General features: G+C 54.5%; 24 protein-coding genes. 18 read left to right on the top strand and 6 right to left on the bottom strand.

Annotated elements, in window-relative coordinates:
- Positions 1 to 12 precede the first annotated feature (12 nt).
- Positions 13 to 1,848: a dihydroxy-acid dehydratase gene (gene ilvD, locus K5L82_RS09700; RefSeq protein ID WP_133006383.1), complete on the bottom strand. Its 1,836-nt coding sequence runs from the start codon at positions 1,846 to 1,848 to the stop codon at positions 13 to 15.
- Between the two features lie 152 nt (positions 1,849 to 2,000).
- Between ilvD and K5L82_RS09695 the strand changes: the two genes are divergently transcribed.
- Together K5L82_RS09695 and K5L82_RS09690 are read left to right on the top strand one after the other, a co-directional pair.
- Positions 2,001 to 3,254, top strand: a complete 1,254-nt coding sequence (locus tag K5L82_RS09695; RefSeq protein WP_223133959.1) for an HDOD domain-containing protein — start codon at positions 2,001 to 2,003, stop codon at positions 3,252 to 3,254.
- Between the two features lie 44 nt (positions 3,255 to 3,298).
- Positions 3,299 to 3,880, top strand: coding sequence for an LON peptidase substrate-binding domain-containing protein (locus tag K5L82_RS09690; protein ID WP_133006381.1), 582 nt, complete (start codon positions 3,299 to 3,301; stop codon positions 3,878 to 3,880).
- On the opposite strand, the gene K5L82_RS09685 is transcribed toward K5L82_RS09690, so the two are convergent.
- The 3 genes from K5L82_RS09685 to K5L82_RS09675 are packed head-to-tail and all read right to left on the bottom strand — an operon-like array spanning position 3,877 to position 7,327.
- Positions 3,877 to 5,328: a bifunctional DedA family/phosphatase PAP2 family protein gene (locus K5L82_RS09685; RefSeq protein WP_223133958.1), complete on the bottom strand. Its 1,452-nt coding sequence runs from the start codon at positions 5,326 to 5,328 to the stop codon at positions 3,877 to 3,879. The two genes, K5L82_RS09690 and K5L82_RS09685, sit on opposite strands and share 4 nt — an antisense overlap.
- The gene (locus K5L82_RS09680; RefSeq protein WP_223133957.1) at positions 5,325 to 6,323 is read right to left on the bottom strand and encodes a GGDEF domain-containing protein; all 999 of its coding nucleotides are present in this window, start codon (positions 6,321 to 6,323) and stop codon (positions 5,325 to 5,327) included. Before K5L82_RS09680 ends, K5L82_RS09685 begins: the two co-directional genes overlap by 4 nt.
- Positions 6,320 to 7,327 (bottom strand): GGDEF domain-containing protein, encoded by a 1,008-nt coding sequence (locus K5L82_RS09675; protein ID WP_223133956.1) that lies wholly within the window; start codon positions 7,325 to 7,327, stop codon positions 6,320 to 6,322. The genes K5L82_RS09680 and K5L82_RS09675 overlap by 4 nt, the downstream gene beginning before the upstream one ends.
- Before the next feature lie 143 nt (positions 7,328 to 7,470).
- Here K5L82_RS09675 and K5L82_RS09670 point away from each other — a divergent pair, with 143 nt between their 5' ends.
- From K5L82_RS09670 to K5L82_RS09620, 11 genes are all read left to right on the top strand, one after another.
- The gene (locus K5L82_RS09670; protein WP_262492561.1) at positions 7,471 to 8,727 is read left to right on the top strand and encodes a glutamate-5-semialdehyde dehydrogenase; all 1,257 of its coding nucleotides are present in this window, start codon (positions 7,471 to 7,473) and stop codon (positions 8,725 to 8,727) included.
- 3 nt (positions 8,728 to 8,730) lie between these two features.
- Positions 8,731 to 9,381, top strand: coding sequence for a nicotinate-nucleotide adenylyltransferase (gene nadD, locus K5L82_RS09665; RefSeq protein WP_223133955.1), 651 nt, complete (start codon positions 8,731 to 8,733; stop codon positions 9,379 to 9,381).
- Between the two features lie 70 nt (positions 9,382 to 9,451).
- Complete coding sequence (gene rsfS, locus K5L82_RS09660) at positions 9,452 to 9,802, top strand: ribosome silencing factor (RefSeq protein WP_133006375.1); 351 nt, start codon at positions 9,452 to 9,454, stop codon at positions 9,800 to 9,802.
- 2 nt (positions 9,803 to 9,804) lie between these two features.
- The gene (gene rlmH / locus K5L82_RS09655) at positions 9,805 to 10,275 is read left to right on the top strand and encodes a 23S rRNA (pseudouridine(1915)-N(3))-methyltransferase RlmH (protein WP_223133954.1); all 471 of its coding nucleotides are present in this window, start codon (positions 9,805 to 9,807) and stop codon (positions 10,273 to 10,275) included.
- Between the two features lie 8 nt (positions 10,276 to 10,283).
- A complete protein-coding gene (gene mrdA, locus K5L82_RS09650; RefSeq protein WP_223133953.1) occupies positions 10,284 to 12,182 on the top strand; it encodes a penicillin-binding protein 2 in 1,899 nt (632 codons plus the stop codon).
- Positions 12,182 to 13,327 carry a rod shape-determining protein RodA gene (gene rodA, locus K5L82_RS09645; protein WP_223133952.1) on the top strand — a complete coding sequence of 382 codons (1,146 nt, stop codon included), beginning with the start codon at positions 12,182 to 12,184 and terminating at the stop codon, positions 13,325 to 13,327. Before mrdA ends, rodA begins: the two co-directional genes overlap by 1 nt.
- A gap of 118 nt (positions 13,328 to 13,445) precedes the next feature.
- On the top strand, positions 13,446 to 14,339 hold the full coding sequence (locus K5L82_RS09640) for a septal ring lytic transglycosylase RlpA family protein (protein WP_410505859.1): 894 nt from the start codon (positions 13,446 to 13,448) through the stop codon (positions 14,337 to 14,339).
- Between the two features lie 45 nt (positions 14,340 to 14,384).
- Positions 14,385 to 15,560, top strand: a complete 1,176-nt coding sequence (locus K5L82_RS09635) for a D-alanyl-D-alanine carboxypeptidase family protein (RefSeq protein ID WP_223133950.1) — start codon at positions 14,385 to 14,387, stop codon at positions 15,558 to 15,560.
- A 43-nt stretch (positions 15,561 to 15,603) separates the two neighbouring features.
- The gene (locus K5L82_RS09630; protein ID WP_133006369.1) at positions 15,604 to 15,873 is read left to right on the top strand and encodes a YbeD family protein; all 270 of its coding nucleotides are present in this window, start codon (positions 15,604 to 15,606) and stop codon (positions 15,871 to 15,873) included.
- The gene (lipB, locus tag K5L82_RS09625; RefSeq protein WP_223133949.1) at positions 15,873 to 16,511 is read left to right on the top strand and encodes a lipoyl(octanoyl) transferase LipB; all 639 of its coding nucleotides are present in this window, start codon (positions 15,873 to 15,875) and stop codon (positions 16,509 to 16,511) included. The genes K5L82_RS09630 and lipB overlap by 1 nt, the downstream gene beginning before the upstream one ends.
- Before the next feature lie 151 nt (positions 16,512 to 16,662).
- On the top strand, positions 16,663 to 18,060 hold the full coding sequence (locus K5L82_RS09620; protein WP_133006367.1) for an ABC1 kinase family protein: 1,398 nt from the start codon (positions 16,663 to 16,665) through the stop codon (positions 18,058 to 18,060).
- Between the two features lie 2 nt (positions 18,061 to 18,062).
- On the opposite strand, the gene K5L82_RS09615 is transcribed toward K5L82_RS09620, so the two are convergent.
- On the bottom strand, positions 18,063 to 18,488 hold the full coding sequence (locus K5L82_RS09615) for a YqaA family protein (RefSeq protein WP_133006366.1): 426 nt from the start codon (positions 18,486 to 18,488) through the stop codon (positions 18,063 to 18,065).
- Between the two features lie 57 nt (positions 18,489 to 18,545).
- Here K5L82_RS09615 and K5L82_RS09610 point away from each other — a divergent pair, with 57 nt between their 5' ends.
- The gene (locus tag K5L82_RS09610) at positions 18,546 to 20,672 is read left to right on the top strand and encodes a methyl-accepting chemotaxis protein (RefSeq protein ID WP_223133948.1); all 2,127 of its coding nucleotides are present in this window, start codon (positions 18,546 to 18,548) and stop codon (positions 20,670 to 20,672) included.
- A 151-nt stretch (positions 20,673 to 20,823) separates the two neighbouring features.
- Entirely contained in the window at positions 20,824 to 21,066 is a 243-nt protein-coding gene (locus tag K5L82_RS09605) for a GrxA family glutaredoxin (RefSeq protein WP_133006364.1), read from the top strand.
- Between the two features lie 89 nt (positions 21,067 to 21,155).
- Here K5L82_RS09605 and K5L82_RS09600 read toward each other — a convergent pair whose 3' ends face one another.
- Entirely contained in the window at positions 21,156 to 22,418 is a 1,263-nt protein-coding gene (locus K5L82_RS09600; RefSeq protein ID WP_133006363.1) for a 6-phosphofructokinase, read from the bottom strand.
- Between the two features lie 144 nt (positions 22,419 to 22,562).
- Here K5L82_RS09600 and mpl point away from each other — a divergent pair, with 144 nt between their 5' ends.
- From mpl to K5L82_RS09585, 3 genes are all read left to right on the top strand, one after another.
- On the top strand, positions 22,563 to 23,957 hold the full coding sequence (gene mpl, locus K5L82_RS09595) for a UDP-N-acetylmuramate:L-alanyl-gamma-D-glutamyl-meso-diaminopimelate ligase (protein WP_223133947.1): 1,395 nt from the start codon (positions 22,563 to 22,565) through the stop codon (positions 23,955 to 23,957).
- On the top strand, positions 23,950 to 24,561 hold the full coding sequence (locus tag K5L82_RS09590) for a flavin prenyltransferase UbiX (RefSeq protein ID WP_223133946.1): 612 nt from the start codon (positions 23,950 to 23,952) through the stop codon (positions 24,559 to 24,561). The genes mpl and K5L82_RS09590 overlap by 8 nt, the downstream gene beginning before the upstream one ends.
- Before the next feature lie 136 nt (positions 24,562 to 24,697).
- A complete protein-coding gene (locus K5L82_RS09585; protein ID WP_223133945.1) occupies positions 24,698 to 25,837 on the top strand; it encodes an acyl-CoA dehydrogenase family protein in 1,140 nt (379 codons plus the stop codon).
- Positions 25,838 to 25,977: the final 140 nt, after the last annotated feature.

The following is a 25,977-nucleotide window of genomic DNA, read 5'->3' as shown; positions in this document are numbered from 1 at the left end:
TGGTAGGGCGGGTCAGTCCAGTTTGGACGAATCTCTGACCGCGCCCTTGTCGGCACTGGTTGCCAACAGAGCGTAAGCCTTGAGGGCTGTTGAAACCTTGCGCTCTCTGGTTTGATCCGGCTTCCAGCCTTTTGCGTCACGTAGGCGGCGACGCTCGGTTAGCTCGTCATCGCTGAGCTGCACGTTGATCGAGCGGTTCGGGATGTCGATCAGGATGGTGTCTCCGTCTTCGATCAGACCTATGGCACCTCCGGCAGCGGCTTCGGGGGACGCGTGGCCGATAGATAGACCTGACGTGCCGCCTGAGAACCGGCCATCGGTCAACAAAGCACACTCTTTACCTAGCCCCTTGGATTTCAGGTAGCTGGTGGGGTAGAGCATTTCCTGCATGCCGGGGCCGCCGCGAGGGCCTTCGTAGCGAATGATAACCACGTCGCCAGACTTTACTTCATCGTCGAGAATGCCGGCGACGGCAGAGTCCTGACTTTCAAACACCTTAGCCTTACCTTCGAAGACAAAGATGCTTTCATCAACACCGGCAGTTTTTACCACGCAACCGTCCAGGGCGATGTTACCGTAAAGCACCGCAAGGCCACCCTCGGATGAGTAGGCGTTTTCAACCGAGCGGATGCAGCCGCTTTCGCGGTCGCCATCAAGGCTTGGCCAGCGAGTGCTCTGGCTGAATGCGGTTTGGGTCGGAATGCCCGCAGGGCCAGCTTTGTAGAATTCGATCACTTCAGGCGTGGGCGATTGCATGATGTCCCATGTTTTCAGGGCTTCTTTCATGGTCTTGCTGTGAACAGTTGGCAAATTGCTGTTGATCAAACCACCGCGGTCCAGCTCGCCCAGAATCCCCATGATGCCGCCCGCGCGGTGCACGTCTTCCATGTGGTATTTCGGCGAGTTTGGCGCCACTTTGCACAGCTGCGGCACTTCCCGGGATAAGCGGTCGATGTCGGCTAAATCGAAGTTCACTTCACCTTCCTGAGCGGCAGCAAGCAGGTGCAGAATAGTGTTGGTTGAACCACCCATGGCGATGTCCATGACCATGGCGTTCTTGAACGATTCGAGTGACGCGATGCTGCGAGGCAGTACGCTGTCATCATCCTGTTCGTAATAACGTCGGGTGTTTTCCACGATCTGACGGCCGGCTTTCAGGAACAGTTGTTCGCGGTCAGCGTGAGTTGCCAGCATTGAGCCGTTCCCCGGTAGTGCCAGACCAATGGCTTCAGCCAAACAGTTCATGGAGTTGGCAGTAAACATGCCGGAACAGGAGCCGCAGGTGGGGCAGGCGCTGCGCTCGTATTCGGCTACTTTCTCGTCGGTGGCGGTCGGGTCGGCGGCGATCACCATGGCATCGACCAGATCAAGCTTGTTTTCAGACAGCTTGGTTTTGCCGGCTTCCATCGGCCCACCGGAAACAAAAATAGCGGGGATGTTCAGGCGCAGGGCGGCCATCAGCATGCCCGGGGTGATCTTGTCGCAGTTGGAGATACACACCAGCGCGTCGGCACAATGCGCGTTGGCCATATACTCAACCGAATCGGCGATGATTTCACGGGATGGCAAGGAGTACAGCATGCCGTCGTGCCCCATGGCGATACCATCATCAACCGCGATGGTGTTGAATTCTTTGGCAACACCGCCGGCTTCTTCAATTTCACGGCAGACCAACTGGCCCAGATCTTTCAGGTGAACATGACCCGGCACGAATTGGGTAAAAGAGTTAACGACGGCTATGATGGGTTTGCCGAAATCTTCGTTTTTCATACCAGTTGCACGCCATAGGGCGCGAGCTCCGGCCATGTTCCGGCCGGCTGTCGATGTGTGCGAACGATACTGGGGCATGATGTGCTTTTCTCTCCCGATTGATCTTATTAAAGCTATATTAAAAGCTGTAAACATCAGAGGATACCAGATTCAGTGCGTTCGCATGGCTGTTTTGGTCGTGTGTGATTAGAATATGTAACAACGATATTCATTATCTTGAGAGTTTATTTATGGGAAGCCAGGAACGGCTAACGCTTCGTCGGTTGAAAGATTTTAATCCCCTTGGCCGGCTGACAGATGGTCAGCTCGTGGTGTTGGCAAACCGGGCCGAGCGCCGGGCCTTTAAGCGGGGCGCGAAAATTCTCGAACGCGGAGAGCGTGACGGGTTGGATTACTTTTTGATTTCCGGCTCGGTGCAGTTGGCATCTCATGATGGCCGAAATTCGGTCATTCAGGCGGGGACCGACAAGGCGGTTAACCCGATCGCGAGGCTCCAGCCGCGAATGTACGACGTTAAAGCGTTGGAGCTTTGTGAGGTGCTGGTTGTTGAGCAAGAAATTCTCAACCAGCTGTTGCGCGATGCCCCAGTGGCGCAGGATGGGATGGCATCATCGGTTGACGAGGTTGGTCAGAGCGAAGAGCACCAGTTGTTGATGGAGTTCTATGCCAAGCTGCGATCGAACCAGTTACAACTGCCAAGTGTGCCGGATGTCGCTTGGAAAGTTCGACGGCTTGTTGAACGAGAAGATACTGGTGCAACCGAGGTTGCTGCAGCAGTGTCGGCTGACCCGGCCATGGCGGCGAAATTGGTTCGCGCCTGCAACAGTCCCTTGTACCGTGGTTTCAGTGACGTTCGAAGCGTTCAAGAAACGGTGGTTCGTTTGGGGATGAGAACAACCCGGCAATTGGTGACGGTGTTCGCTATGCGGGAAGTATTCAAATCCCAGCAACCCACGTTAAAGAAAGAGATGGAAGCCTTGTGGCAGCATTCTCGCGAGGTGGCGGCTTTGTGTTGGGTTTTAGCAGACCATGCAACGGGCGTGAACCCGGAAGAAGCGATGCTGGCGGGGTTGTTACACGATGTGGGCGTGGTGCCGGTGCTGGTGCAGGCCGAGAGGCATGTAAATCTGTTCGCAGACGAAAAGAACCTGCAGCATGCTATCTCGGAGTTGCGGTCGGACGTTAGTTGCGCTGTCTTGGAGAATTGGTCGTTTCCTAAAAACTTTATTGAAGCGGCTCGTTATGCCGAAGATTGGAGCTATGAGAGCCGCGACCCCTCGCCTCAGCTTGTGGATATCGTGATTGTGGCTCAAATGCACGCCATGATTGGTTCCAGCAAGAGTGGCGGTTTACCGGCTTTTGATCAGGTGCCCGCTTGGCGCCGCTTGGGTGAGCTGGAGTTGAATGCATCCCGCAGTCTGCAAGTGCTCAGTGAAGCGAAAGATCGGGTAAATGAAGCTCAGAAGCTATTGTCTGGCCGTTAAATTAACATGCAACCGGGGTCTGCTTTGCAGTGAATGAAACCCATATGAATGTGCCTATATTTCCGTTGAATTCCGTTGTCTTGCCTCAAGGGCGCATTCCTTTGCAGCTGTTCGAGCCTCGATATATTGATATGTTGAGCCGATGCCTGAAGGAAGATCGCGGTTTTGTGATTGTGCTCTTGCAGGAAGGCCCTGAAACGTCGAGGACCACGGCGTTTTACGACATTGGCACCTACGTGCGCATCATTGATTTCCAGCAGCTGGATAATGGATTGTTGGGCATCACGGTAGAGGGTGAAAGCAAGGTGACGGTGGTTCGAACCTGGCAGCAAAAAGACGGCTTGAATCTGGGTGACGTGGAATGCTTGATGTCCGAAGTCGAGAGCGGTGTGCCGGAGCGTTACCATGAATTGCCTTCGGTGCTTCGGGCTCTGTTTCGGCACCCCGCGATACAGAATCTCGACATGAAGGTGGACTTTGACGACGCACGGCATGTTGGATGGCGTCTCACGGAATTATTACCCCTGGATACCCCCGAAAAACAACGTTTGGCCGAGCTGCAAGATCCGTTGGAGCGTCTTGACCGACTACAGCGTCTGTTGGAAGCGCTTGAAGGCGACGGTTAGGGCCTAGGAGTATAGTTCTGTATGGCTAAACCCCATTGCTCGCCGATGTAAAAAGCGCCAAACACCACCCAAATGATGAGAGCGATCCAGGAGACCGCATCAGCCTTGATCGGGACCCGGTCATAGCGGCTATAGCTAGCTCGGATAATGCCGGTAATCGTCAGCCCCAGAAACAATCCCCCTAAAACGTCAGTGAACCAGTGTACCCCGAGGTAAAGTCGGCTAAGTGCTATCGGAATCAGGGGTAACGACAGCAATACATAGCTTTGCCATCGTTGTTTTTGAGTGTTTTCGGCGGCAATGAAGCTAGCAGCCAGTGTCACTAAAACCGTAGCGCCGGCCGTGTGGCCACTGGGAAAAGCGCCAGACTCAGGGGGGCTAAGCACCTGATCGGGACGGCTTATGCCAATGCCTGCCTTGAGTAACCATACACTGACGGCAGTCAGTAGGGCTGCTGTGATGATGTGGATGGCGGCCGCGTAGTAGCCTCGGAACGCAAGACATGCGGTTGCCAAGACCGCGGCTGCGACTAAAACGGGAGGATCGCCGGCAAGCGTAAAAGCGATCATTGGTAGGTCCAGCAGTGGTTGCCGGAGCAATTGGAACCATTCACTGACCAATTGGTTGAGCAAGAGCAGGTGGCCGCTGAGCGTGACCAACTGGGCGAGAATCAAAAACAGTGCCAAGGCCGTGGTGGCCATCATTAGTGAAGGCAGCGGAAATTCGCCGCTGCGGGCGGGCCGGGTGCTCGTGTATAAACGCCAGAATCTGTGGGTGGCATCATAGGCCGCCATGCGCGTTTCTAGCCAGTGATACAGCCGACTGCCTTCACCAAGACCGAGTCGCATTCTAAGCGTGATTAGATACACAATGAGCAATGCGGCGCCACTGATGCCGAGGACCCAATAGAAATGGGGCGGCGGTTGAATGCCCGTCGCGAGTGCCGCGCCAACCAGGTAGCCCGGCAGAATGTAAGTCAGCGCCCAACCGACCGCAGACAGCAGATTAAACGCAAGGAAGCGTTGCCAAGGCATGTAAAAGGCACCGGCAATTAAAGGGATGATGGGGCGTATAGGGCCTACAAAGCGACCAATGATGACGCTTTTGCCGCCGTGGGCATGGAAAAACGTTTCCCCGCGGGCTAACAATTTAGGGTAGCGGCTCAGTGGCCAAACTGAATGTAGGCGACCCTGAAGCATCCGCCCGATGGTAAAACTCAACACGTCTCCCGCCACAGCTCCTGCGCCCGCCCAGATAAGGGCTTCCGACAGCGGCATGCCGGATTTTCCGGCTAAAGCCGCAAACGCAAACAGCATCGCCACGCCGGGCACAATAATGCCCGCCACGGCGAGAGATTCAATAAAGGCCGTGGCAGCGAGTGCCAGCGCAAGCCATCCAGGGTTGGCTGCGACCCATGTTGTTGCCTCGTTAAGCCAAGTTTCGGTCATGCTTTAACAGGTTCTCCGGGGCTAAACCAAGCTGAATTGGCACCTCTTGTGTGCGCCTCTTCCATGGCGCTTGTGGCGCGAGACCGCAATGAGTAGGTGCTGGTGTCGCCATTGCCGCGAGTGGTGCACCCCAGACTAACGGAAACGTTGCCGATTTCGGGCCAGTTGTGCTCTATGAGCTTGCGGCGGATGCGCTCAGCTATCACTCGAACGCCTTCTTCGGGTGTGAAGGGGAGGATCAGGAAAAATTCAGATTCATTGACGGTGTATAGAGTGTCACCGGTTCGAATGGTTTCGAACAGGTGCTCGGTTATGTTCTTTAGCAAGTTTTGTAGCCCGTTTTTTCCGTGCAGATCCCGAATTTCTTCTGCATAGCTAAGGCCGATGCTAACAACAGAAAGCGGGTGTCCGGTGGCAATGGCTCGGCTGATTTCTTTTTGCAGTGTTTCATCAAGAAAACGAGCGTTATGAGCGCCCGTAATCGGGTCTGTGGTGGATAGGTTTTGAGCAGATTGGGCCATGTAGTCGTAACCCCAAATATAGAACCCGACCACCGTCAGCATGAGCATCAGCCCTGAGCTGGATATAAGCGCGTCAGCGAACGGTTGTTCTACCAGCAATGAGACGGACACCGTTGTGACCAATAAAACTGACAACGCAAGCCCTTGGCGAAGCGGCAAAATGGTCAGGTTGAGAACCAGAAGCGGCATCGCCCAGTGACTGATGCCCGGCGCATTGAGAGTCAGCGAGGAAATGAGCAATCCTGCGTTTAAAAGACTGAGAATGATCAGGTGCCCCGGCGCTGACAGTTGCTGACGGCGAGAAATAAACGTGTAGATCAGGCCCACGAACAGCAGTGTCGCCATCATTGAAGCAAGGTAGAACAGTTGATAAAAACCATAGCGCAGATTTTGGAATGCCAATGCGCTGATAAAAACAGCCGCCAGCGTGTAGGCTACGCTGTGGGACCAGGTTCTTAGCCGGGTTTCTGTCATTGTGCAGCCCCTTTGGTACCTGAAAGGTTGTTGGGTACCGGATTGCTGTAGGCTTGTGTTCGGTTACCACCTTGCTGTTGGGCGCGCCGTAGTGCATTTGAAGCGCTGATTTGCAGGCTGTCAGCATCATCGCCAATGTTTAAGCCGGCAACGCCAGCGCTGACGGTCAGTTTCAGGCCGTGAGAGGTCATCAGGGTGCGCAGTCCATTCCGAATGCGTTCGGCGGTATCCGCGGCTTCTGCGGTATTGGTGCTCGGCAGTATTGCCAGAAACTGCAAATCGGCCATTCGGTAATAGGTGTCGAAATCCCGAAGCTGCGAATGCAGGTACCGGCCGATGCGAGGCAGAATAGCGCTGATGTCGGCATCCGGATCAGTATCGCTCAGGTGGGTATCGAGCCCTATTGCCATGGCCGAAAGATGAGTGCCTTCCCGCTCACTGCGTTGTATTTCCTTGTGTAAATCTGCTGACAAGTATTCCCGGCTTGCCGCTTGGGTTAGCTGATCAGTGCGGCGCAAGGGCTTGAGCTGGCGGTCTTTGTATTTTTGAAGAAGAATCAGGATTGCTCCGAGCAGTGTGGAGAGCAAAAAGGCGCTGATCATCTGGTGCCGGTCGGGTAGCGTGATAAACCATTGTGTGCTGGATATCACAAACACAACGCCAATCATGGTTACAACGGTTGCCAGATAAGCCGGAACAAACCCGAAAGTGATCAGGGGGAGGGCATACAGCCAGTGGCTCAGAGCCCAGGGGCCGCGCCATAGTGCGATAAACAGGGCTAAATTCAGAGTAATAAAAAACAGTATGCGCAACTGTGGCCACGGCATGAATTGTCTGCGGCGGTTGCCGTGCATGCCGGTCAGAAACAGGCCCGCTGTAGACGCCGCTGCGGCCGCCGCTAGTGGTTCTCTCAAGGCAGCAAACCCCGCCGCGGTTAACGCGAGAACAACGAAGCCTATTTTCGACAGCTTGCTAGGCAGAAATTTTTCGGCCAACTGGGGCATGGTGACAGTCCTATACCGGCACATCCGTTGAATATTGAATCCTGTGCAGCGGTATAATAGTCGTTTGGGGTGCGGACTTGAAACGGGAAAGGTAAAGTAACCCACCGGTTTTAGATTTAGCTTGCATATAAGAAGGTATATCCATGAACGTTGCAGCGTATATGACGGAGCTCGGCCAGCAGGCTCGGGCCGCCGCCCGAGAAGTTGCCAGATCAACGACTGAAGTGAGAAATCACGCGCTTTCAGCCACCGCAGACGCACTCAACAGTGCTCGTGCAGAGCTTGCGCAGGCCAATCAGAAAGATCTGGAGAACGGCCGGGCCAACGGGTTGGACGCTGCGATGCTTGATCGACTAGAGCTGACCCCAGCCCGCATTGATACGATGATCGAAGGCCTGAAACAAGTGGCAACCTTGCCAGATCCGGTAGGCGAGATTACGGATATGACCTATCGCCCGTCCGGTATTCAGGTGGGAAAAATGCGGGTGCCATTGGGGGTGATTGGTATCATTTATGAATCGCGACCAAACGTAACCGTTGAAGCGGCGAGCCTGTGTTTGAAGTCCGGCAATGCAACGATTCTTCGAGGCGGCTCTGAAGCTATCCACTCTAATCAGGCCGTGGCTGCCTGCATAGCGCAGGGCTTAGCCGCTGCCGGCTTGCCGGAAACTGCGGTTCAAGTTGTTGAAACCACTGACCGAGACGCAGTGGGGGCATTGATCACCATGCCACAGTATGTGGATGTGATTGTGCCTCGCGGCGGGAAGGGGTTGATTGAGCGAATCTCGCGGGATGCCAAAGTACCGGTGATCAAGCACCTTGATGGGGTGTGCCACGTCTACATCGACAGTCACGCTGATCCCGAGAAGGCTCTCAAAGTTGCGGTCAATGCCAAGACCCATCGCTACGGCACCTGCAATACCATGGAAACCTTGCTGGTGGATGAGGAAATTGCTGAAGACATGCTGCCGTTGCTGGCGGCAGAATTTAAAGCGAAAGGTGTTGAATTGCGGGGCTGCGAGCAAACACAAAACATTCTCCCCGGCATCGTTGCTGCGAGTGAAGAGGATTGGCACGAAGAGTATCTTGCACCGATTCTTGCGGTGCGGGTGGTAGCGGGGTTGAACGGCGCCATAGATCACATCAACCACTACAGCTCTCAGCACACAGAAAGCATCGTAACCGAAAACTACACCCGAGCGCGTCGTTTCCTGACTGAAGTGGATTCCAGTTCGGTAATGGTAAATGCCTCAACACGATTTGCCGACGGATTCGAATATGGATTGGGAGCTGAAATCGGTATCTCCACCGACAAAATCCATGCCCGTGGTCCGGTTGGGCTGCTTGGCTTAACGTCTCAAAAATACGTGGTGTTTGGCGATGGCCACATCCGGGCCTGATTGATGCACGTTATTTACGGCGGAACCTTCGATCCGATCCACCACGGACATCTGAGATTGGCGCTGGAAGTGGCAGACGCGCTGCAGGTGCAGCAAGTGGATCTGGTACCTTGCCACATACCGCCTCATCGAGGTGATACCGGCGCAACCTCCGCTCAGCGGCTCGAGATGATTCAGCTTGCGCTTGCTGGCGAATCGAAGTTGCGTGTTGATGACCGGGAATTGCAGCGCGCCGGGGCATCCTACACCGCCGATACGCTGCGGCAACTGCGACAGGAGCTGGGCCCTGCAAAGCCTTTGGTGATGGTGGTAGGCACCGATGCCTTCGCCAGCTTTGATCAGTGGCGAGAGTGGAAGGATATTCCGGCCTTGGCACACATCGTTGTGGTTAAACGGCCGGGGTCGGATTTGCCGGCCGGGAGTGCAGCCAGCTGCCTGCTTGAAGAGCGCCGTGCAGTAACCGAAAAAGATCTGTGGCAGGCCCCTGCCGGAAAAATTCTGGAGTTTGACGCACCGTTAATCGAGATATCAGCAACCGGGATTCGCCAACGAATTTCTGGCGAACTTTCACCTCGTTACCTTCTACCCGATTCGGTGTTGCAGAGAATTCATGAGCAAGGCCTTTATGGTGCCTGCCCTGACAGAAACTTTTAGTGCTACAATCGCGCTTGAATATCACTAATCGGGCGGCCATCTGGGCCAGCGCCCGGAACACAGGGTCATTATGCAGGCAGAACAACTGAAAGATCTGGTCGTAAACGCGCTGGAAGACATCAAGGCGCAAGACATCAGCGTGGTTGATGTTCGTGATCGTACCAGCGTTACTGATTTTATGGTTCTCGCATCGGGTACTTCTAGCCGGCACGTGAAATCACTGGCGGATTCCGTGGTTATCGAGGCAAAAGAGCAGGGAATGCGAGCCAATAACGTAGAAGGTGCGCCGGGCAGCGACTGGATTCTTGTCGATCTGGGCGATGTGGTTGTGCATCTGATGCTGCCAGCAGCCCGGGAATTCTACGACCTGGAACGCTTCTGGCGTGATGCGCCAGAAGCTGGTGCGGCAGGCAGCGAGTAATCATGCGCCTGCGTTTGATCTGCGTGGGGCAGAAGATGCCCGACTGGGTCACTGCGGGGTATAACGATTATGTGCGCCGGATGCCTCCGGAGCTGCCCCTCGAGTTGACTGAAATTGCCATGCCTCACCGCGGCAAAAACCCCGATATCCCGAGACTTATGCAGCGTGAAAGCGATTCGATCCTTTCCGCTGTGGGCCAAAGGGATACGGTGGTTGCTTTGGAAGTGGGCGGGCGTCCGTGGTCAACGGAAAAGCTTGCTAGCCAGCTGGAGCGCTGGCAGCAAGATGGTCAGGACGTGTCGTTTCTGGTGGGTGGCCCGGATGGCTTAGCCGACGCTTGCCGACAACGTGCCGATCAACAATGGTCACTTTCTCCGCTTACCTTACCTCACCCTCTGGTCCGTATTCTGCTAGCAGAACAACTGTATCGTGCCTGGTCGATCACACGTAATCATCCTTATCACCGGGCCTAAGGTGAACTATGGCTTGGGGTGAATTCAAAGACACCGCGGCAGAGCGCCGGTTATTTCAGCGTCGTGCTTTGGTGATGTTGCTATTCGTCGTTCTGCTGATGACGGGGCTGTTGGCACGCATGTATCAGTTGCAAGTTGTTGAGCATGATGTGTACACCACGCTGTCTGATAAAAACCGCGTACAGGTTCAGTCAGTGCCGCCGCCTCGTGGTTTGGTGTATGACCGAAACGGCGAACTTATAGCGGAGAACCGGCCGGTCTTCAGTTTAACCATCGTGCCCGAGCGGGCGGCTCCGATTGACGACACACTGGCCCGTTTGGGGCGTATTCTCGCGATTGCCGACGAAGACCTCGAACGCTTCAAAAAGCGTTTGAATGAGCCTCGACGACCTTTCCAAGAGATTCCCTTGTTTTATGATCTGGGGGAATCTGATATCGCCAAGATGGCCGTTCATCGGCATGAATTTCCCGGTGTAGAAGTTACCGCTGAATTAGTTCGTTACTACCCCCACAGTGATCTCACTGCCCATGCCCTAGGGTTCGTTGGCCGTATTAATCGCGAAGAGTTGAATCGGATAGATCCCGTTAACTATGCGGGTACCAATTACATTGGCAAGTCCGGGATCGAACGCTTCTACGAAGAAGTCTTGCACGGCCGGGTTGGCTACCAGCACGTTGAAACCAATGCCCGAGGCCGTATTTTGCGCGTACTGGAGCGTGAAAACCCTGTGCCGGGTGAGGACCTTGAATTGCATCTGGACTTGCGCCTTCAGCGCAAAGCCCATGAATTGTTAGAAGGGCGACGCGGAGCCATTGTGGCAATTGAACCGGCCACCGGTGGCATCTTGGCGCTGGCAAGTGTGCCCGGTTTCGATACCAATAAGTTCGTAACAGGTATCAGCGTGGCGGACTACCGCGCACTTAGCGAAAGCATCGACAAGCCACTATTTAACCGGGCGCTGCGTGGCCAGTATCCACCAGCCTCAACCATTAAACCGATGATGGCGGTGGCAGCGCTGGATAGCGGAGTGACAACCCGTGATCGGAAAATCTGGGATCCGGGGTATTTCCAGTTACGCGAAGGCGGTCGCAGGTACCGTGACTGGAAACGTTCCGGGCATGGTTGGGTAGATTTGAAACATGCGATGGCGCAGTCTTGCGATGTCTATTTTTATGATGTGGCCGCCGACATGGGTGTCGATACCATGCATCATTACTTGTCGGCATTCGGCTTCGGCGAAGACGCAACCCTAGACGTATCCGGGGCTTTGAGCGGTTTGTTGCCTTCTGACGGCTGGAAACGCGCGATGCGTGACCAGCCATGGTACCCGGGGGACTCTGTAAACATGGGGATTGGCCAAGGCTTCTTTCTGGCGACACCGTTGCAGCTAGCGACGGCAACAGCGCTGATCGCTAATCGGGGTGAGTGGGTTGAACCCCGCCTGCTGAAAGATATTCGTGGCGAGGGGACCGCGTCAGAGTTTTTGCCAGCCGAGACCCACAAGCCATTGGTTCTGAAAGATCCGGAAAATTGGGAATATGTGGTCGATACCATGGAAGAAGTGATGCACGGAGCTCGAGGTACCGCCCGGCGAGCCGCACGCGGTGCCAATTTCAAAATGGCAGGCAAAACCGGAACTGCACAGGTGTTCAGTTTGGGGAAAGACCAGGAATACGACGCCGAAGAGATCCGGGAGCGGCTTCGGGATCACGCCTTATTCGTTGGTTTTGCGCCAGCCGACGATCCAAAAATTGCCGTGGCCATCATTGTCGAAAATGCTGGCGGTGGTAGTAGTGTCGCAGCCCCCGTAGCCAGAGGCTTGTTTGATGCCTGGTTGGAAGAGTTTCCGGCAGCAGAATCCGCGCAAGTAGCGGGCTTGTCAGACCAAAGTGAGAGTGAGCACTGATGGCGCTGGGGAAGAGTTTTCTGGAAGGGCCGGCGGATAACGCATTAGGCCGTTCGCGCAGCATATGGAGCATATTGCATCTGGACCCGGTTCTGATGTTTCTGTTACTGCTGCTGGTTGGCGGCGGCTTGTTTGTCTTGTATAGCGGTGCGGATAGAAACATCGATGTGGTCAAAGCACAGGGTATCCGGCTGGCCGTGGCTTTTGCTGTGATGCTGGTGTTTGCTCAGCTTGACCCGGCCGTATTCCGACGCTGGTCGCCTTGGTTGTACGTACTTGGGCTGGCCGGCCTGGTGGCGGTCTTGCTGGTGGGAGTGGGGGCCAAAGGCGCGCAACGCTGGTTGGCAATCCCCGGGCTACCAAGGTTCCAACCGTCAGAATTGATGAAGTTGGTGGTGCCGATGATGGCCGCTTGGTATCTCTCCCGTTACTTCCTCCCGCCTACGTTTGGGCGTGTAATGGTCGGATTGTTTATCGTGTTGCTTCCGATGTTTTTGATTGTCCAGCAACCTGACTTGGGAACTTCGTTGCTAGTGGGTATGGCGGGTATTTTTGTCGTGTTTTTTGCCGGCATGAGCTGGAAACTCATCACTGCGTTTTTTGGTGTGGTGTCGGTTTCCGCGCCGCTGATGTGGTTTTTTGTCATGCGGGATTACCAAAAACAGCGTGTGCTTACCTTGTTGGATCCACAGAGCGACCCGTTGGGAGCCGGCTGGAATATTATTCAATCTAAGACTGCGATCGGTTCCGGCGGGATGGACGGCAAGGGCTGGCTCCAGGGGACTCAGTCTCACTTGGAGTTTTTACCGGAAAGTCACACCGATTTTATCGTTGCTGTGTTAGCCGAAGAATTTGGGTTTGTTGGCATGATGCTGCTGATGGCTTTATATTTTTTGGTCATCCTGCGCTGTCTATTCATCGCGGTGTCGGCTCAGGATTCCTATGCAAGACTGTTGGCTGGCGCGTTGACTATGACCTTCTTTATTTACATCTTCGTCAACGTGGGAATGGTCAGCGGGCTATTGCCGGTGGTCGGTGTGCCCTTGCCGCTAATCAGTTATGGTGGAACTTCGGGAGTCACGTTAATGGCAGCTTTCGGGGTGCTTATGTCGATCCACACCCATCGCCGGATGATTACCGCCTGACATCAGGTGAATCATGGCTGGCCGGTAATGGTTAAGGCCAGGGGGAACCCGTTACAATATTGCAGGTCAGTAAGCTCTGACAAACCAACACGATGAGTTGCGCGCAGCTATGGCGAATATGTTTAACATGGGTTTTTTGGTGGCGTTGATCGCAGTGGTCTTATCTGGCTGCTCCAGTACACCTGAGGTCGATCATTCGTCACGATACACCATGAAGCAAGACCGTGCGCCAGACGGCGATTACGACGTCAGCGGCCTAGCCGATGCCGAGCCTCGCTACGAAGCTCCCCGCCGGGCGGGTAACAAGTCGCCCTATAAAGTATGGGGCAAAAGCTACCAAGTGGTGGAGTCGAATGATGGTTACGTAAAGCGGGGAACCGCCAGTTGGTACGGGCAAAAGTTTCATGGCCATAAAACGTCGAATGGCGAAGTGTTTGATATGTACAGCATGTCTGCTGCCCATAAGTCACTTCGCATCCCGAGCTATGCCCGAGTGACCAATCTGGATAACGGCCGCTCTGTGATTGTTCGTGTAAACGACCGGGGCCCATTTCATGGTGACCGGTTGATCGATTTGTCGTACGCGGCGGCCAAGAAACTGGGTTATCAATCCCGCGGTACAGCGCACGTAGAAGTGGCGGCCATTACCGTTAAGCCCGGCGGCTCTATGTTTTTGGCTGGGCAGCCTTATAGCCCGAATGGCGAAACTGTGATGGCCAAACCGGCTCCGGAACCTGTCGAGCCCCAAAAGCCGGCGGTTGAAAACGCCCGCAAGGCGTTGTTTGTGCAACTAGGGGCTTTTGGTAGCCTGGAGCCAGCGAATGCAATGCTCGCTCGTGCTCAACGAGAGCTTGATGATCCCGTCCGGGTGCGGCAAGTTTCAACGAGTAACGGGCGCTTCCACCGGGTGCAAGTGGGCCCGTTTGGCACCGAAGATGATGCCCGGTATGCCCAGAACCTGATTGAAGCAAAAGGTTTCGGCAACTCCATTGTTCTTACGGACACACACTGAACCCTCTGAGTTCAGAAAACACATAAGACAAACCTCTGACAGCGAATGAAACAACCCATGGCTTTCAAAATGTTTACTAGAATCTTTCTTCTGGCTCTGTCTTTGACAGTGTTTTCTGCGCAGGTATCTGCGCAATCCGTGCTGATACCTTCGGCGCCCAAAGTAGCCGGTAGCTCCTGGGTGCTGATGGACCCGCTCAGTGGCAGTGTGCTCATGGAACACAACAGCAACGAGCGCCTACCGCCGGCCAGTCTGACCAAAATGATGACGGCTTACATCGTTGAGCGTGAACTGGATGAAGGTCGAATTTCCATGCAGGACATGGTGCCCATTAGTGTAAATGCGTGGCGTACGGAAGGATCACGTACCTTTCTTCGTGAAGGCACCACGGCGACCGTTCACGATTTGCTGAAAGGTGTCATCATCCAGTCAGGCAACGATGCTTCGGTGGCTTTGGCAGAGTTCATTGCCGGAAGCGAAGAGGCGTTTGTCGATATCATGAACCAGCAAGCTCAATTGCTTGGCATGAAGAACACGAACTTCCGGAATGCTACTGGTTTGCCGGCACAGGATCATTTCTCTACTGCCTATGACCTCGCACTTCTGGCGCGGGCCATTATTCAAGATTACCCCGAAAACTACCCGATTTATGCCGAGAAGCATTTTACCTACAACAACATCCGTCAGCCGAACCGCAACGCGTTGCTGTGGCGTGATGACAGTGTTGATGGCCTGAAAACAGGTCATACCGACGAAGCGGGTTATTGCCTTGTTGCGTCAGCGAAGCGAAATGATACCCGTTTGATTGCCTCAGTGATGGGTACCAGCAGCTCAGCAGCCCGCGCGCAGGAAGTGCAGAAAATGCTGAACTACGGTTTCCGTTATTATGAAACCGAGCGCTTGTTCAGTGCTGGCCAAGAGTTGATGGCGGCGGATGTCTGGGGTGGTGTGGCTGATCAAGTCTCGGTTGGTATGGCTGAAGATGTGTATGTCACGATTCCAAGAGGCTCCCGCGATAAACTGGAATCTACGGTAGACCTTGATTCTGTGATCAAAGCGCCCATTAAGATGGGTCAGGAACTGGGGCAAGTACGTGTGCTGCTTGATGGCGAAACTGTGGTCGAGCAACCGGTTCTGGCGCTGACTGAAATTGAGCAAGGCGGCCTGTTCAAACGCCTGTGGGATTCTATCAAGCTCTTTTTCATTCAATTATTCAATTAAGAACGCGCGGAACAACCGCGACGACGTGGGAGTATAGGGCGGTATGACTGAGCCGAAAGCACCGAAAATTGAGTTTCCCTGTGATTACGTGATTAAGGTGATCGGAGACTCCGCCCCGGATTTCATCGATGTGGTTACGGCCATTGTCGAGAAGCATTCGCCGGGTATTGATAAGGCTGACATAACCGTAAATGACAGCCGGAACGGTCGGTTTTGCTCGGTTCGGGTAAAGATTGTGGCCACCGGGGAACCACAGCTTAAAGCGCTGTTCGAAGAACTGAAGGCTACTGGCCGCGTTCACATGGTGCTGTGATGACAGATCTTATCGTCCGCTCTCTAGGGCAACAGCCGTACATGGAAGCGTGGGAAGCGATGAAATCTTTCACCGCATCCCGCGATGAAAGCACGGTTGATGAGCTTTGGTGCCTCGAGCATCCCAGAGTGTTTACCCAAGGGCAGGCAGGTAAGGCTGAACACATTCTTTTGCCGGGTGATATTCCGGTTATCCAGGTGGACCGGGGAGGTCAGGTTACCTATCACGGTCCCGGGCAGTTGGTTGTTTACTTGCTCATTGATCTGACTCGGCGCAAGTTGGGCGTTCGGACGCTTGTTGATGAGATTGAACAGGCGATCGTCCGCACCTTAGCCCATTACGCTATCGAGGCAGCGCCCCGACCTGATGCGCCGGGTGTTTATGTCAACGGTGCAAAAATCGCCTCGCTGGGATTGAGGGTACGAAAAGGCTGCTCGTTTCATGGGTTGGCCTTGAATGTGAACATGGATATGGAACCATTCTCGCGCATCAACCCGTGTGGGTATGCCGGCATGTCGATGTCGCAGGTCAGTCATTTTGTGCCGGATGTGTCGGTGTACGACGTGGAACAGCATCTGGTTAAAGAGCTGATTAGCGGGCTAAACGGGCAGAACGTCGAGTTCAAACAGGGCTGGTGAAGCGGCACACATTGGCCCGTATAACAATCCTCGTGGGGCGGACGGGATAAGCGGTCTGCGCGCAGTGTCGATATAATGTAGCGTGAGAGTTGTTGGGCGGTATCTTTAACTGACCACATATTCGAACACCTCACATTAAGACAGGTTCTTCATGTCTACCAAAAAGTCCGGAAAATCTGTTTCTCGCATCAAGACTGGTAGCTTTGAGCGCCGCCTGTCTCTGACCAAGGCCGGTTTGTTCGCCGGTACCCGCATGGCCTCCCACATGGCCACGAACTGGTTCAGCAGTAAAGAAAACCGCGATCAGCGGCACCGTGCCATGCTGTCTAGTCAGTCCCGTTTTCTGGTGGACGAGCTGGGCAAACTCAAAGGCAGTGTGGTGAAAATTGGCCAGGTGATGGCGCTTTACGGGGAACACTTTCTGCCGGACGAAGTCACCGAAGCGCTGCACACGTTGGAAGATCAGACCACTTCGCTGGAGTGGTCAGCCATTGAGCGTGTGATTAAGTCCGAAATGGGTGCTGACCGGTTGGCCGAGTTGGAGGTTGATCCAGAGCCTATCGGGGCTGCGTCTTTGGGACAGGTACACCGCGCAGTTCGGAAACACGATGGGTTGGAACTGGTGTTGAAAGTTCAGTATCCGGGGGTAGCGGATGCCGTAGACAGTGATTTGAACGCAGTGGCCCAATTATTGAAAGTAGCTCGCTTGGTTAGCTTTGGCCCGGAGTTTAATGACTGGCTGGAAGAAGTCCGAGAGATGATGCACCGCGAAGTCGATTATCGGCTGGAAGCGCGCACCACTGAAAAATTCCGAACAATGCTCAGTGAGGACACACGATTCGTTGTACCTCGGGTGCTGCAGGAGTATTCGACCGATCATATCATCGCTTCCACCTACGAACACGGTCATTCCGTGAGCTCTCCTGAAGTAGCCGCATTACCACAGCCACGGCGCAGCGCACTGGGGAAAGCGGCCCTAGAGTTGTTCTTCAGTGAGCTGTTCGATTGGGGTGAAATTCAGACCGACCCAAACTTTGGCAACTATCGAATTCGAATTGCCAACGAACCGGGTGAAGACAGCGGGCAGGACAAAATCGTGTTGCTCGATTTCGGTGCCGTGCAAAGTTATTCCGACGAATTCCTCGCGCCGGTCATTCAGATGATCAAAGCCTCCTATGAAGGGGATCTCGAAGCCGTCATCGATGGTGGTGTGACGCTCAACTTTATGAGCCGTGAATGGCCAGAAGCTGTTTTGGAAAAGTTTGGCTCCGTGTGTATGTCGGTATTGGAACCCTTGGCCCAGGATCGAAGCCAGTGGCCCGATTACGCGGTAAACAGCCAGGGTGAATACCGCTGGCGACAAAGCGACTTACCGTCCCGAGTTGCCAAGCAGGCTGCCCGTTCGGCCATCAGCCGGTACTTTCGGGTGCCGCCCAAGGAGTTTGTGTTCCTGAACCGTAAGCTGATTGGCGTTTATACCTTTATCGCCGTGTTGTATTCGGAATTTAACGGCGAAGACAGTCTGCGGCGTTATCTCTATCCCGAGTAACACTAGCTGAAGGCCTTCTGAACCGCCCAGATGACGAGGGCGTAGCGGAGGCCTTTGCCGATTCCTACCAAAACAATAAAGTTCAGCCAGGGCACTCGCATCACGCCCCCAATGAGTGTCAGGGCATCCCCGCCCAATGGTAGCCAGCCGAGTAACAGTGACCATTGCCCGTACCGGTTAAATCGGTTTCGGGCCTTGTGCAGTTGCATCTCACTAATCGGGAACCAGCGTTTGTCTTTAAAGCGATCGACTTGCCGGCCGATAACCCCGTTAACAACAGAGCCCAATGTGTTTCCTAGGGTGGCCGCGAGCCAAAGCCAAAACAGTGGCAGCCCTTGATTGGCCAAAGTGCCTAGCAGTATCTCGGAATACGCGGGTAGCAGCGTGGCGGCCGCAAAGGATGTCAAAAACAGGGTCAGGTACGCCATGGGCGCTCCATGTTCTACTATGGGTTTTAACGCTTACTTTAATAGGTTTTGGTTTCTATGAAACACCTTTCGCTCCGTTTCAAGCTATACGGCCTGGTGATCGCACTGTTATTGCTGCTCAGCCTCAGTATCGTTTTGACGGCGCAATGGTCGCTGGGTGACATGAAGGAGCGTCTGTCCGCTGACACGCGCGATACCGTACAGGGTATTGTGATGGAGCAACTCGGTGCAACCGCTGGCCAATACGGTGAATTGGTGGCAGGCGAGTTTGAAACGGCTTACCAGGTACCGGAAATGCTTCGGGTTTTGGTCAGTCAGAATATCGATGATGATAAGTACGGGCGCATGAGCCGATGGGCGCTGCAGGATACGGTTGGAGCGGTGCTGACAGCACACCCGCATCTGAGTGCTATCTATGCCCAATTCGAGCCTAATGCATACGATGGGCTGGATGAGTTTTTCAAAGACGGCGCCGCAGAACACAGCAGCGATGCCGGCACACTGGATATCTACTATTTCAGAAACCCGGAAGGCGAGATTGAATTCAGTCGCACCGAAGACTCGTCGGAAAAGTATCTGGATGCGCGCAACGAGTTTGGTGATCGCGAGGCTGAGTGGTATCTGTGTTCGATGGATTCTCTCAAGCCGTGTCTGCTGGAGCCGTACGACTACGAAATCGAGGAAGGGTATACAGAGTTGATGACCAGCCTGATCGTGCCGGTGTTAAGCGAGGGGCAATTCGCTGGTGTGGTTGGCATCGACATCAACCTCACCACGTTACAGGGCATGGTGAAAGAAGTCAGCCGGGAGCTGTATGAGGGCGAGTCGAGAGTGACGCTGTTGAGTGAGCGAGGTCTTATTGCCGCTTCCAGCCATTACCAAAAATATCTGGGACGGCCGCTGCAGGAGGCTCTGCCCGAACTGGCATCGACATTCACCAAATTGCATCAAACGGATGGTCGTTTCGATGACGGACACACCCTTGCTGTCGCGTATCCTGTTAAGGTCGCGCTGCCGGGTAGCCAATGGTCGTTGTTGATCGAGGCGCCCCGGGAGGTCGCTCTTGCCAGTGTGAATGACATTATCGGCTTGTTGTCGGCCGAGGTAGCAAACACCGCGACACGACAGGCGATGGTTGCAACGATCGTGGTGTTGGTGGCCATCGTGTTGTTGATTCTGTTGGTACGTTCGGTGACCCGGCCGCTGAATGAAATCCGCGACAGAATGCAGAATCTGGCCAGTGCGGAGGGTGATCTTACGCGCGAGCTGGATATCGATACCCACGCGGAACTCATCGATCTCGCCGGCGGGTTCAACCAATTCCTCACCCGCCTGAGAGAAATGATCAGTGATCTGAAAGAGGTTAATGTCAAAGTGCGAGCCCAGGCCACGGATATGGGGGCGGTCAGTCGCGACATTGATGATCAAACCGGCCAACAGCACGGTGATATCGATAGTGTGGTTACCGCAATGAATGAGATGTCCGCAGCAGCAGGCGAGGTGGCTGGTTTTGCGGGTGAAGCGGCAGATAATGCCCGTGCTGCCCGCGACGGCATCCAGTTTACCCAGGACACCTTGGGCTCAGCAGTCAAAGAGGTGGGCGCGCTTGCCAATGATATGGGGCAGGCAAGTTCTGCGATTGGGCATGTGGAGCAGCGTAGTGAAGAGATTAATCGGATCATTGAAGTGATTCGTGGCATAGCCGAGCAGACCAACTTGCTGGCGCTGAATGCTGCCATTGAGGCTGCCCGGGCTGGCGAACAAGGGCGAGGATTTGCGGTGGTGGCGGATGAAGTGCGAAGCCTTGCCTCGAAAACCCGTGAATCTACCGATGAAATCAGCGATATGATCGAAGCGTTGAAAGGAGATGTTACGGGAGCTGTGTCGGTGATCCAGCATGGGGTAGACCGTGCCTCAGGCGCTGTGGATGGCACGCAGGAAGCAGCCCACTCTCTGGCCACGGTTGTTGATCGCATTGCCGTGATCGTCGAGCACGTTACTCAAGTGGCCACGGCGGCAGAAGAGCAAAGCTCGGTGAGTGAAGAGATCAACCGCAACCTGACCCAGATCGGGGATGCGGCCACGGACCTGCGCGAATTGGCGCAGCGGGTTCGTCAAAGTGGCGAAGCGCTGGACGGACAGGTCCAGGTGCTGGACGGGGAGTTAGAGCGCCTGAAAACCTGAGTTGGGTCACCACCGGCTCAGTATCGGTACTTACTATGAGCACTATGTGCAGGATCAATTTTTAATTTTTCCTGCACATGTCATCATTCAACGCAATTGACGTTATTTTCTTATTCACCGCAAGGGTTAACCCTTGTTGCAGGAGGTTGTTATGGAACAGGTCACTATTTACGGGCGTACAAGTTGCGGGTTTTGCTTGCGAGCCAGAGACCTGTGTGAATCCCAGAACATTCCGTACACCTGGGTTGATATGGTAAAGCAGGGTTTGAGCAAGCAGGATGTGGCGGAACGGATAGGTCAGCCGGTTTACACGGTGCCGCAGATTCTGGTCGGCTCCGAGTATGTGGGCGGTAGTGATGAGTTTTTCGCCTACGTGCGCCAGCACGGGGTCTAAGTACGCAACGAGCGGATGCTTGTTTAGAGTGTCACAAAAAAGCCCGGTTACTTTTCAGTCACCGGGCTTTTGCGTTCAGGTCTCGCTGATCAGAGCTTGAATTCCGTTTTCAGCTTCTTCTCAACCAGCTGGTTCTTCAGCTTGGCAACCTTTGGCAGGCCGTTCTCGAACGGAGGGAAGTTTTCGCCTTCGATCAGTGGCTGCAGGTAGTCACGACATTCCTGAGTGATGCCGAAGCCGTCATCGGTAATGTAGTGGATGGGCATTTTCTTTTCCTGGTTCGCCACTTCGCTCAGGTTGGCTTCACCGATTGACCAGCGGTAAGGCTTGACCTGATCACGTACGATCGTTGGCATCAGAGCCTGCTTGCCAGCCAGAGCCATTTCCACCGCGGCTTCGCCGACAGCATAAGCTTGTTCTACGTCAGTGGCCGAAGCAATGTGACGAGCAGAGCGCTGCAAATAATCAGCGACGGCCCAGTGATACTTATGGCCCAGAGCTTGTCTGACCATATTCGCCAGAGCCGGGGCTACGCCGCCCAGCTGAGTGTGGCCGAACGCATCTTTGGCGCCAGCATCGGCAACAAAACGGCCGTCGTCGTATTGGGCGCCTTCAGAGGCCACCACCACACAGTAGCCATAGTCCTTCACGCACTGATCAACCCGTGCCAGGAATTTCTCGCGGTCGAACGGAACTTCCGGAAACAGGATGATGTGCGGTGGCTCGCCTTCTTCCTGGCCTGCCAAGCCACCGGAAGCTGCAATCCAGCCCGCGTGACGACCCATAACTTCGAGAATGAACACCTTGGTGGAGGTTTCACACATGGACTTGATGTCCAGGCTGGCTTCCAGAGTCGAGGTGGCAATGTACTTGCCGACAGAGCCGAAGCCCGGGCAGCAGTCGGTGAAGGGCAGGTCGTTGTCGACGGTTTTAGGCACACCGATGCAGGTGATCGGGTAGCCCATTTTGTCGGCCAGCTGAGAGACTTTGTAAGCGGTGTCCTGGGAGTCACCACCACCGTTATAAAAAAAGTAGCCGATGTTGTGGGCACGGAACACTTCGATCAGTCGTTCGTATTCACGCTGATTTTCAGAAAAGTTCTTCAATTTGTAGCGGCAAGAGCCGAACGCACCGCCCGGGGTGTGGATCAGGGCCTGAATGTCTTCGTCAGACTCCAGGCTGGTATCGATCAGTTCTTCGGTCAGTGCACCGATGATACCGTTGCGACCGGCGTATACTTTGCCGATCAGATCCGGGTACTTGCGTGCTGTCTGGATAACGCCGCATGCGCTGGCATTAATGACGGCGGTTACCCCGCCAGATTGGGCATAAAATGCGTTCTTGATCGCCATCGCGGGCTCAAGCCTCCTGCTGGTTCAAAGTTGGCGCGAATGATACGCCAAACACGGCCGTTTTTCATGAGGGGATGCCGACTCTTGACCCCGCAGAAAGTATGGTAGAGGCTTGGCAGGATTCAAATCGGAGGCAATACCCTAATGCATATACATATTTTGGGCATCTGTGGCACGTTCATGGGCAGTTTGGCCGTGATCGCACGGGAGTTGGGTCATACGGTGACCGGTTCCGACCAAGGTGTTTATCCCCCCATGAGCACGCAGCTTGAGGCCCAAGGTATAGCGCTGATGGAAGGCTATCGAGCGGAGAATCTGGAGCCCAGGCCTGATTTGGTGTTGATCGGTAACGCGATGTCCCGTGGCAATGTGGAAGTTGAAACGGTGCTTAACCGTGGCATCGATTATATGTCTGGCCCGGAGTGGCTGTCGCGAGAGGTATTAAGGCATCGGTGGGTGATGGCCGTTGCTGGCACCCATGGTAAAACCACCACCACGTCCATGTTGTTATGGATTCTGGATCAGGCCGGGTTTGATGCCGGTTATCTGGTGGGCGGCGTGCCGCAGGATTTTCCGGTGTCTGCACGGCTAGGTACCAGCGATTTCTTTGTGATCGAAGCCGATGAATACGACAGTGCGTTTTTCGACAAACGCTCCAAGTTTATTCATTACCGCCCAAACACATTGATTCTGAACAATCTGGAATACGACCACGCCGACATTTTCGACAGCGTTGAGGCCATTGAGCGCCAGTTTCATCACGTGGTGCGCACGGTGCCGTCGCAAGGCCTGATTATTCGCCCCGCCGTTGATGCGCATTTGGACAACGCGTTGGGCATGGGATGCTGGAGCCCGGTTCAGGATACCTCTGTTGGCAGCGAGATTTCCCGCACCACCGACTGGCGCGCAGAGCTGCTGCGGGAAGATGGCAGCCAGTTTATGGTCATTCACCACGAACAGCCGGTGGCGGTGTTAAAGTGGGGTTTAACCGGCCAACACAACGTACGCAACGCTCTGTCAGCCATTGCGGCTGCGCGTCATGTGGGTGTTACACCCGATCATGCCGTGGCGGCGCTGTGCCGGTTCTCCGGTGTGAAGCGCCGCATGGAATTGGTGGGTGAAGTGGGTGGCGTGACCGTCTACGATGATTTTGCCCACCACCCTACGGCAATTACGTCTACGCTCGAAGGGCTTCGGAATCAAGTCGGCGACGAACCCATTCTGGCGATTATCGAACCCCGGTCGAACACCATGAAGCAGGGCGTGCATCAGCAAACCCTGATTCCCAGCACCGCCGCGGCAGACCGTGTGCTGTGGGGCAATCTGAGTGAGATGGATTGGTTGCCGCAACTGGTGGAAAGCTGGCGGGCAGAACACGGCGAACTGGACCATCACAGTGTCGAGGGTTCTGTGCAGGCGCTGATCGCCCGAGCATTGGAACAACTGCCGGAAACCTGCCACATTGTCATTATGAGCAATGGTGGCTTTGGTGGTATTCACCGTAAACTGGTAGCGGAATTGGAGAAAGTACGTGGCTGAGGCTCCGCAGGTCGTTAATCTTGCTATCACCGGAGCGTCCGGTGCCCAGTATGCGTTGCGTTTGATTCAATGTCTGGTGGCCAATGGTTGCCGGGTGAATGTGATGGTCAGCCGGGCAGCGCAGATTGTGATTGCCACTGAGACCAACTTTCGCCTGCCGGGCTCACCGCCGGCCATGGCTGAGGCTTTCACCGCTTATGCCGGTGCCGAAGAGGGGCAGATTCAGGTGTTTGGCCGTGAAGACTGGTTTTCGTCTCCGGCCTCCGGTTCTGGCGAAAAGGCCCCGTTGGTGATCTGCCCCTGCAGTACCGGAACGCTTTCGGCATTGGCTACCGGTGCCAGTAACAACCTGATTGAACGTGCAGGCGATGTGGCCTTGAAAGAGCGCCGACCGCTGATTCTGGTACTGCGCGAATCACCCTATTCAGAAGTCCATCTCGAAAACATGCTCAAGCTCACTCGCATGGGCGCCGTCATCATGCCGGCAAGTCCCGGGTTTTATCATAAGCCGCAGTCGGTTGATGACTTGGTGGACTTCATGGTGGCGCGGATTCTCGATCACCTGAGCTTTCCCCAAAAGCTTGTGCCTCGCTGGGGCGAATAAGAATATCTGAACTCGATTGATGGTTGCGTTGGTTTTGGCCAAACCGATTGATGGTTTTCACCATTGAGCAAAAAAACCGCTCGTCACAGACTGGGTGAAGAACAAAACCAACCAACTCGACACTTGAGGTTCTGCAATGATTCCACGCACTCTGTTTGACGCTGATCTTGAAGGTTTCCGCGATTCCGTTCGTAAATTCCTGGAACAGGAAGCTGCTCCGTACCATGAACAGTGGGAGAAAGATGGCCAGGTAAGCCGTGAGCTATGGAGTAAAGCGGGTGAGCTGGGCTTCTTGTGTCCGACCATGCCAGAAGAGTACGGCGGCGTCGGTGTAGATTTCCGTTATTCGGCTGTGGTTATGGAAGAAATTTCAAAAGCCGGCCTGTCGGGTATTGGCTGGACTTTGCACTCGGACATCGTGGCGCCTTATATCCTTAACTACGGCTCTGAGGAGCAGAAGCAGAAGTATCTTCCGAAACTGGCTTCCGGTGAAATGATTGGTGCTATCGCCATGACAGAACCCGGTGCTGGCTCCGATCTGCAGGGCGTGAAAACGACCGCTTTCCAAGACGGTGATCACTACGTCCTGAATGGCTCGAAAACGTTCATCACTAATGGCCAGCTTGCCGATTTGGTGATTGTTGTCGCTAAAACGGATCCGAAGGAAGGAGCCAAGGGCACCAGTTTGCTGATCGTTGAATCCTCTTCAGAAGGTTTTGAGAAAGGGCAGAACCTGAACAAGGTGGGGATGAAAGCTCAAGATACCTCTGAGTTGTTCTTCCAGGATGTAAAAGTACCGGTTGAGAACCTGCTGGGTGCTCGAGAAGGGCAAGGTTTCTTTCAGCTTATGCAGGAGCTGCCTGCAGAGCGTTTGCAAGTTGCACTGACCGCCGTAGCATCTGCAGAAGCCGGATGGCAATGGACACTGGATTATGTGAAGGAGCGTAAAGCATTCGGAAAGCCCGTGATTGCGTTCCAAAACACCCGCTTCAAACTGGCGGAACTGAAAGCTGAAATCACGGCTGCTCGAGTATTCACGGATCGTTGTTTGGAACTCCACCTGGAGAAGAAACTGGATATTCCAACGGCGGCCATGCTAAAGCAGCTCACCACCGACCTGCAGTGTAAAGTTATGGACGAGTGTGTTCAGTTGCACGGCGGTTACGGCTACATGTGGGAATACCCCATTGCTCGTGCCTGGGCCGATTCTCGCGTGCAGCGTATTTACGCAGGCACCAACGAAATCATGAAAGAAATCGTCGCCCGCTCCTTCTAACGTCCCTCCAGACGACAGGCTTCGAGTGATCAGGCCTGTCGTTTACCAAACTTTACAATTTGCCAAGCCGGTCAAGGTCTCCGGCTTCGGTATTCCCTACAGTAACGGCACAACCTTCTAACAAGGATAAATGGTTGCCG

The organism is Marinobacter sp. AL4B (genome assembly GCF_019916045.1).
Taxonomy (GTDB): domain Bacteria; phylum Pseudomonadota; class Gammaproteobacteria; order Pseudomonadales; family Oleiphilaceae; genus Marinobacter.
This window is presented reverse-complemented; position numbering and strand designations above follow the sequence as displayed.

Excerpts from the sequence above, each read along its gene's own strand:
- ilvD (WP_133006383.1), bottom strand. The coding sequence starts at position 1,848 with ATGCCCCAGTATCGTTCGCACACATCGACAGCCGGCCGGAACATGGCC.
- K5L82_RS09695 (WP_223133959.1), top strand. The coding sequence starts at position 2,001 with ATGGGAAGCCAGGAACGGCTAACGCTTCGTCGGTTGAAAGATTTTAAT.
- K5L82_RS09690 (WP_133006381.1), top strand. The coding sequence starts at position 3,299 with ATGAATGTGCCTATATTTCCGTTGAATTCCGTTGTCTTGCCTCAAGGG.
- K5L82_RS09685 (WP_223133958.1), bottom strand. The coding sequence starts at position 5,328 with ATGACCGAAACTTGGCTTAACGAGGCAACAACATGGGTCGCAGCCAAC.
- K5L82_RS09680 (WP_223133957.1), bottom strand. The coding sequence starts at position 6,323 with ATGACAGAAACCCGGCTAAGAACCTGGTCCCACAGCGTAGCCTACACG.
- K5L82_RS09675 (WP_223133956.1), bottom strand. The coding sequence starts at position 7,327 with ATGCCCCAGTTGGCCGAAAAATTTCTGCCTAGCAAGCTGTCGAAAATA.
- K5L82_RS09670 (WP_262492561.1), top strand. The coding sequence starts at position 7,471 with ATGAACGTTGCAGCGTATATGACGGAGCTCGGCCAGCAGGCTCGGGCC.
- nadD (WP_223133955.1), top strand. The coding sequence starts at position 8,731 with ATGCACGTTATTTACGGCGGAACCTTCGATCCGATCCACCACGGACAT.
- rsfS (WP_133006375.1), top strand. The coding sequence starts at position 9,452 with ATGCAGGCAGAACAACTGAAAGATCTGGTCGTAAACGCGCTGGAAGAC.
- rlmH (WP_223133954.1), top strand. The coding sequence starts at position 9,805 with ATGCGCCTGCGTTTGATCTGCGTGGGGCAGAAGATGCCCGACTGGGTC.
- mrdA (WP_223133953.1), top strand. The coding sequence starts at position 10,284 with ATGGCTTGGGGTGAATTCAAAGACACCGCGGCAGAGCGCCGGTTATTT.
- rodA (WP_223133952.1), top strand. The coding sequence starts at position 12,182 with ATGGCGCTGGGGAAGAGTTTTCTGGAAGGGCCGGCGGATAACGCATTA.
- K5L82_RS09640 (WP_410505859.1), top strand. The coding sequence starts at position 13,446 with ATGTTTAACATGGGTTTTTTGGTGGCGTTGATCGCAGTGGTCTTATCT.
- K5L82_RS09635 (WP_223133950.1), top strand. The coding sequence starts at position 14,385 with ATGAAACAACCCATGGCTTTCAAAATGTTTACTAGAATCTTTCTTCTG.
- K5L82_RS09630 (WP_133006369.1), top strand. The coding sequence starts at position 15,604 with ATGACTGAGCCGAAAGCACCGAAAATTGAGTTTCCCTGTGATTACGTG.
- lipB (WP_223133949.1), top strand. The coding sequence starts at position 15,873 with ATGACAGATCTTATCGTCCGCTCTCTAGGGCAACAGCCGTACATGGAA.
- K5L82_RS09620 (WP_133006367.1), top strand. The coding sequence starts at position 16,663 with ATGTCTACCAAAAAGTCCGGAAAATCTGTTTCTCGCATCAAGACTGGT.
- K5L82_RS09615 (WP_133006366.1), bottom strand. The coding sequence starts at position 18,488 with ATGGCGTACCTGACCCTGTTTTTGACATCCTTTGCGGCCGCCACGCTG.
- K5L82_RS09610 (WP_223133948.1), top strand. The coding sequence starts at position 18,546 with ATGAAACACCTTTCGCTCCGTTTCAAGCTATACGGCCTGGTGATCGCA.
- K5L82_RS09605 (WP_133006364.1), top strand. The coding sequence starts at position 20,824 with ATGGAACAGGTCACTATTTACGGGCGTACAAGTTGCGGGTTTTGCTTG.
- K5L82_RS09600 (WP_133006363.1), bottom strand. The coding sequence starts at position 22,418 with ATGGCGATCAAGAACGCATTTTATGCCCAATCTGGCGGGGTAACCGCC.
- mpl (WP_223133947.1), top strand. The coding sequence starts at position 22,563 with ATGCATATACATATTTTGGGCATCTGTGGCACGTTCATGGGCAGTTTG.
- K5L82_RS09585 (WP_223133945.1), top strand. The coding sequence starts at position 24,698 with ATGATTCCACGCACTCTGTTTGACGCTGATCTTGAAGGTTTCCGCGAT.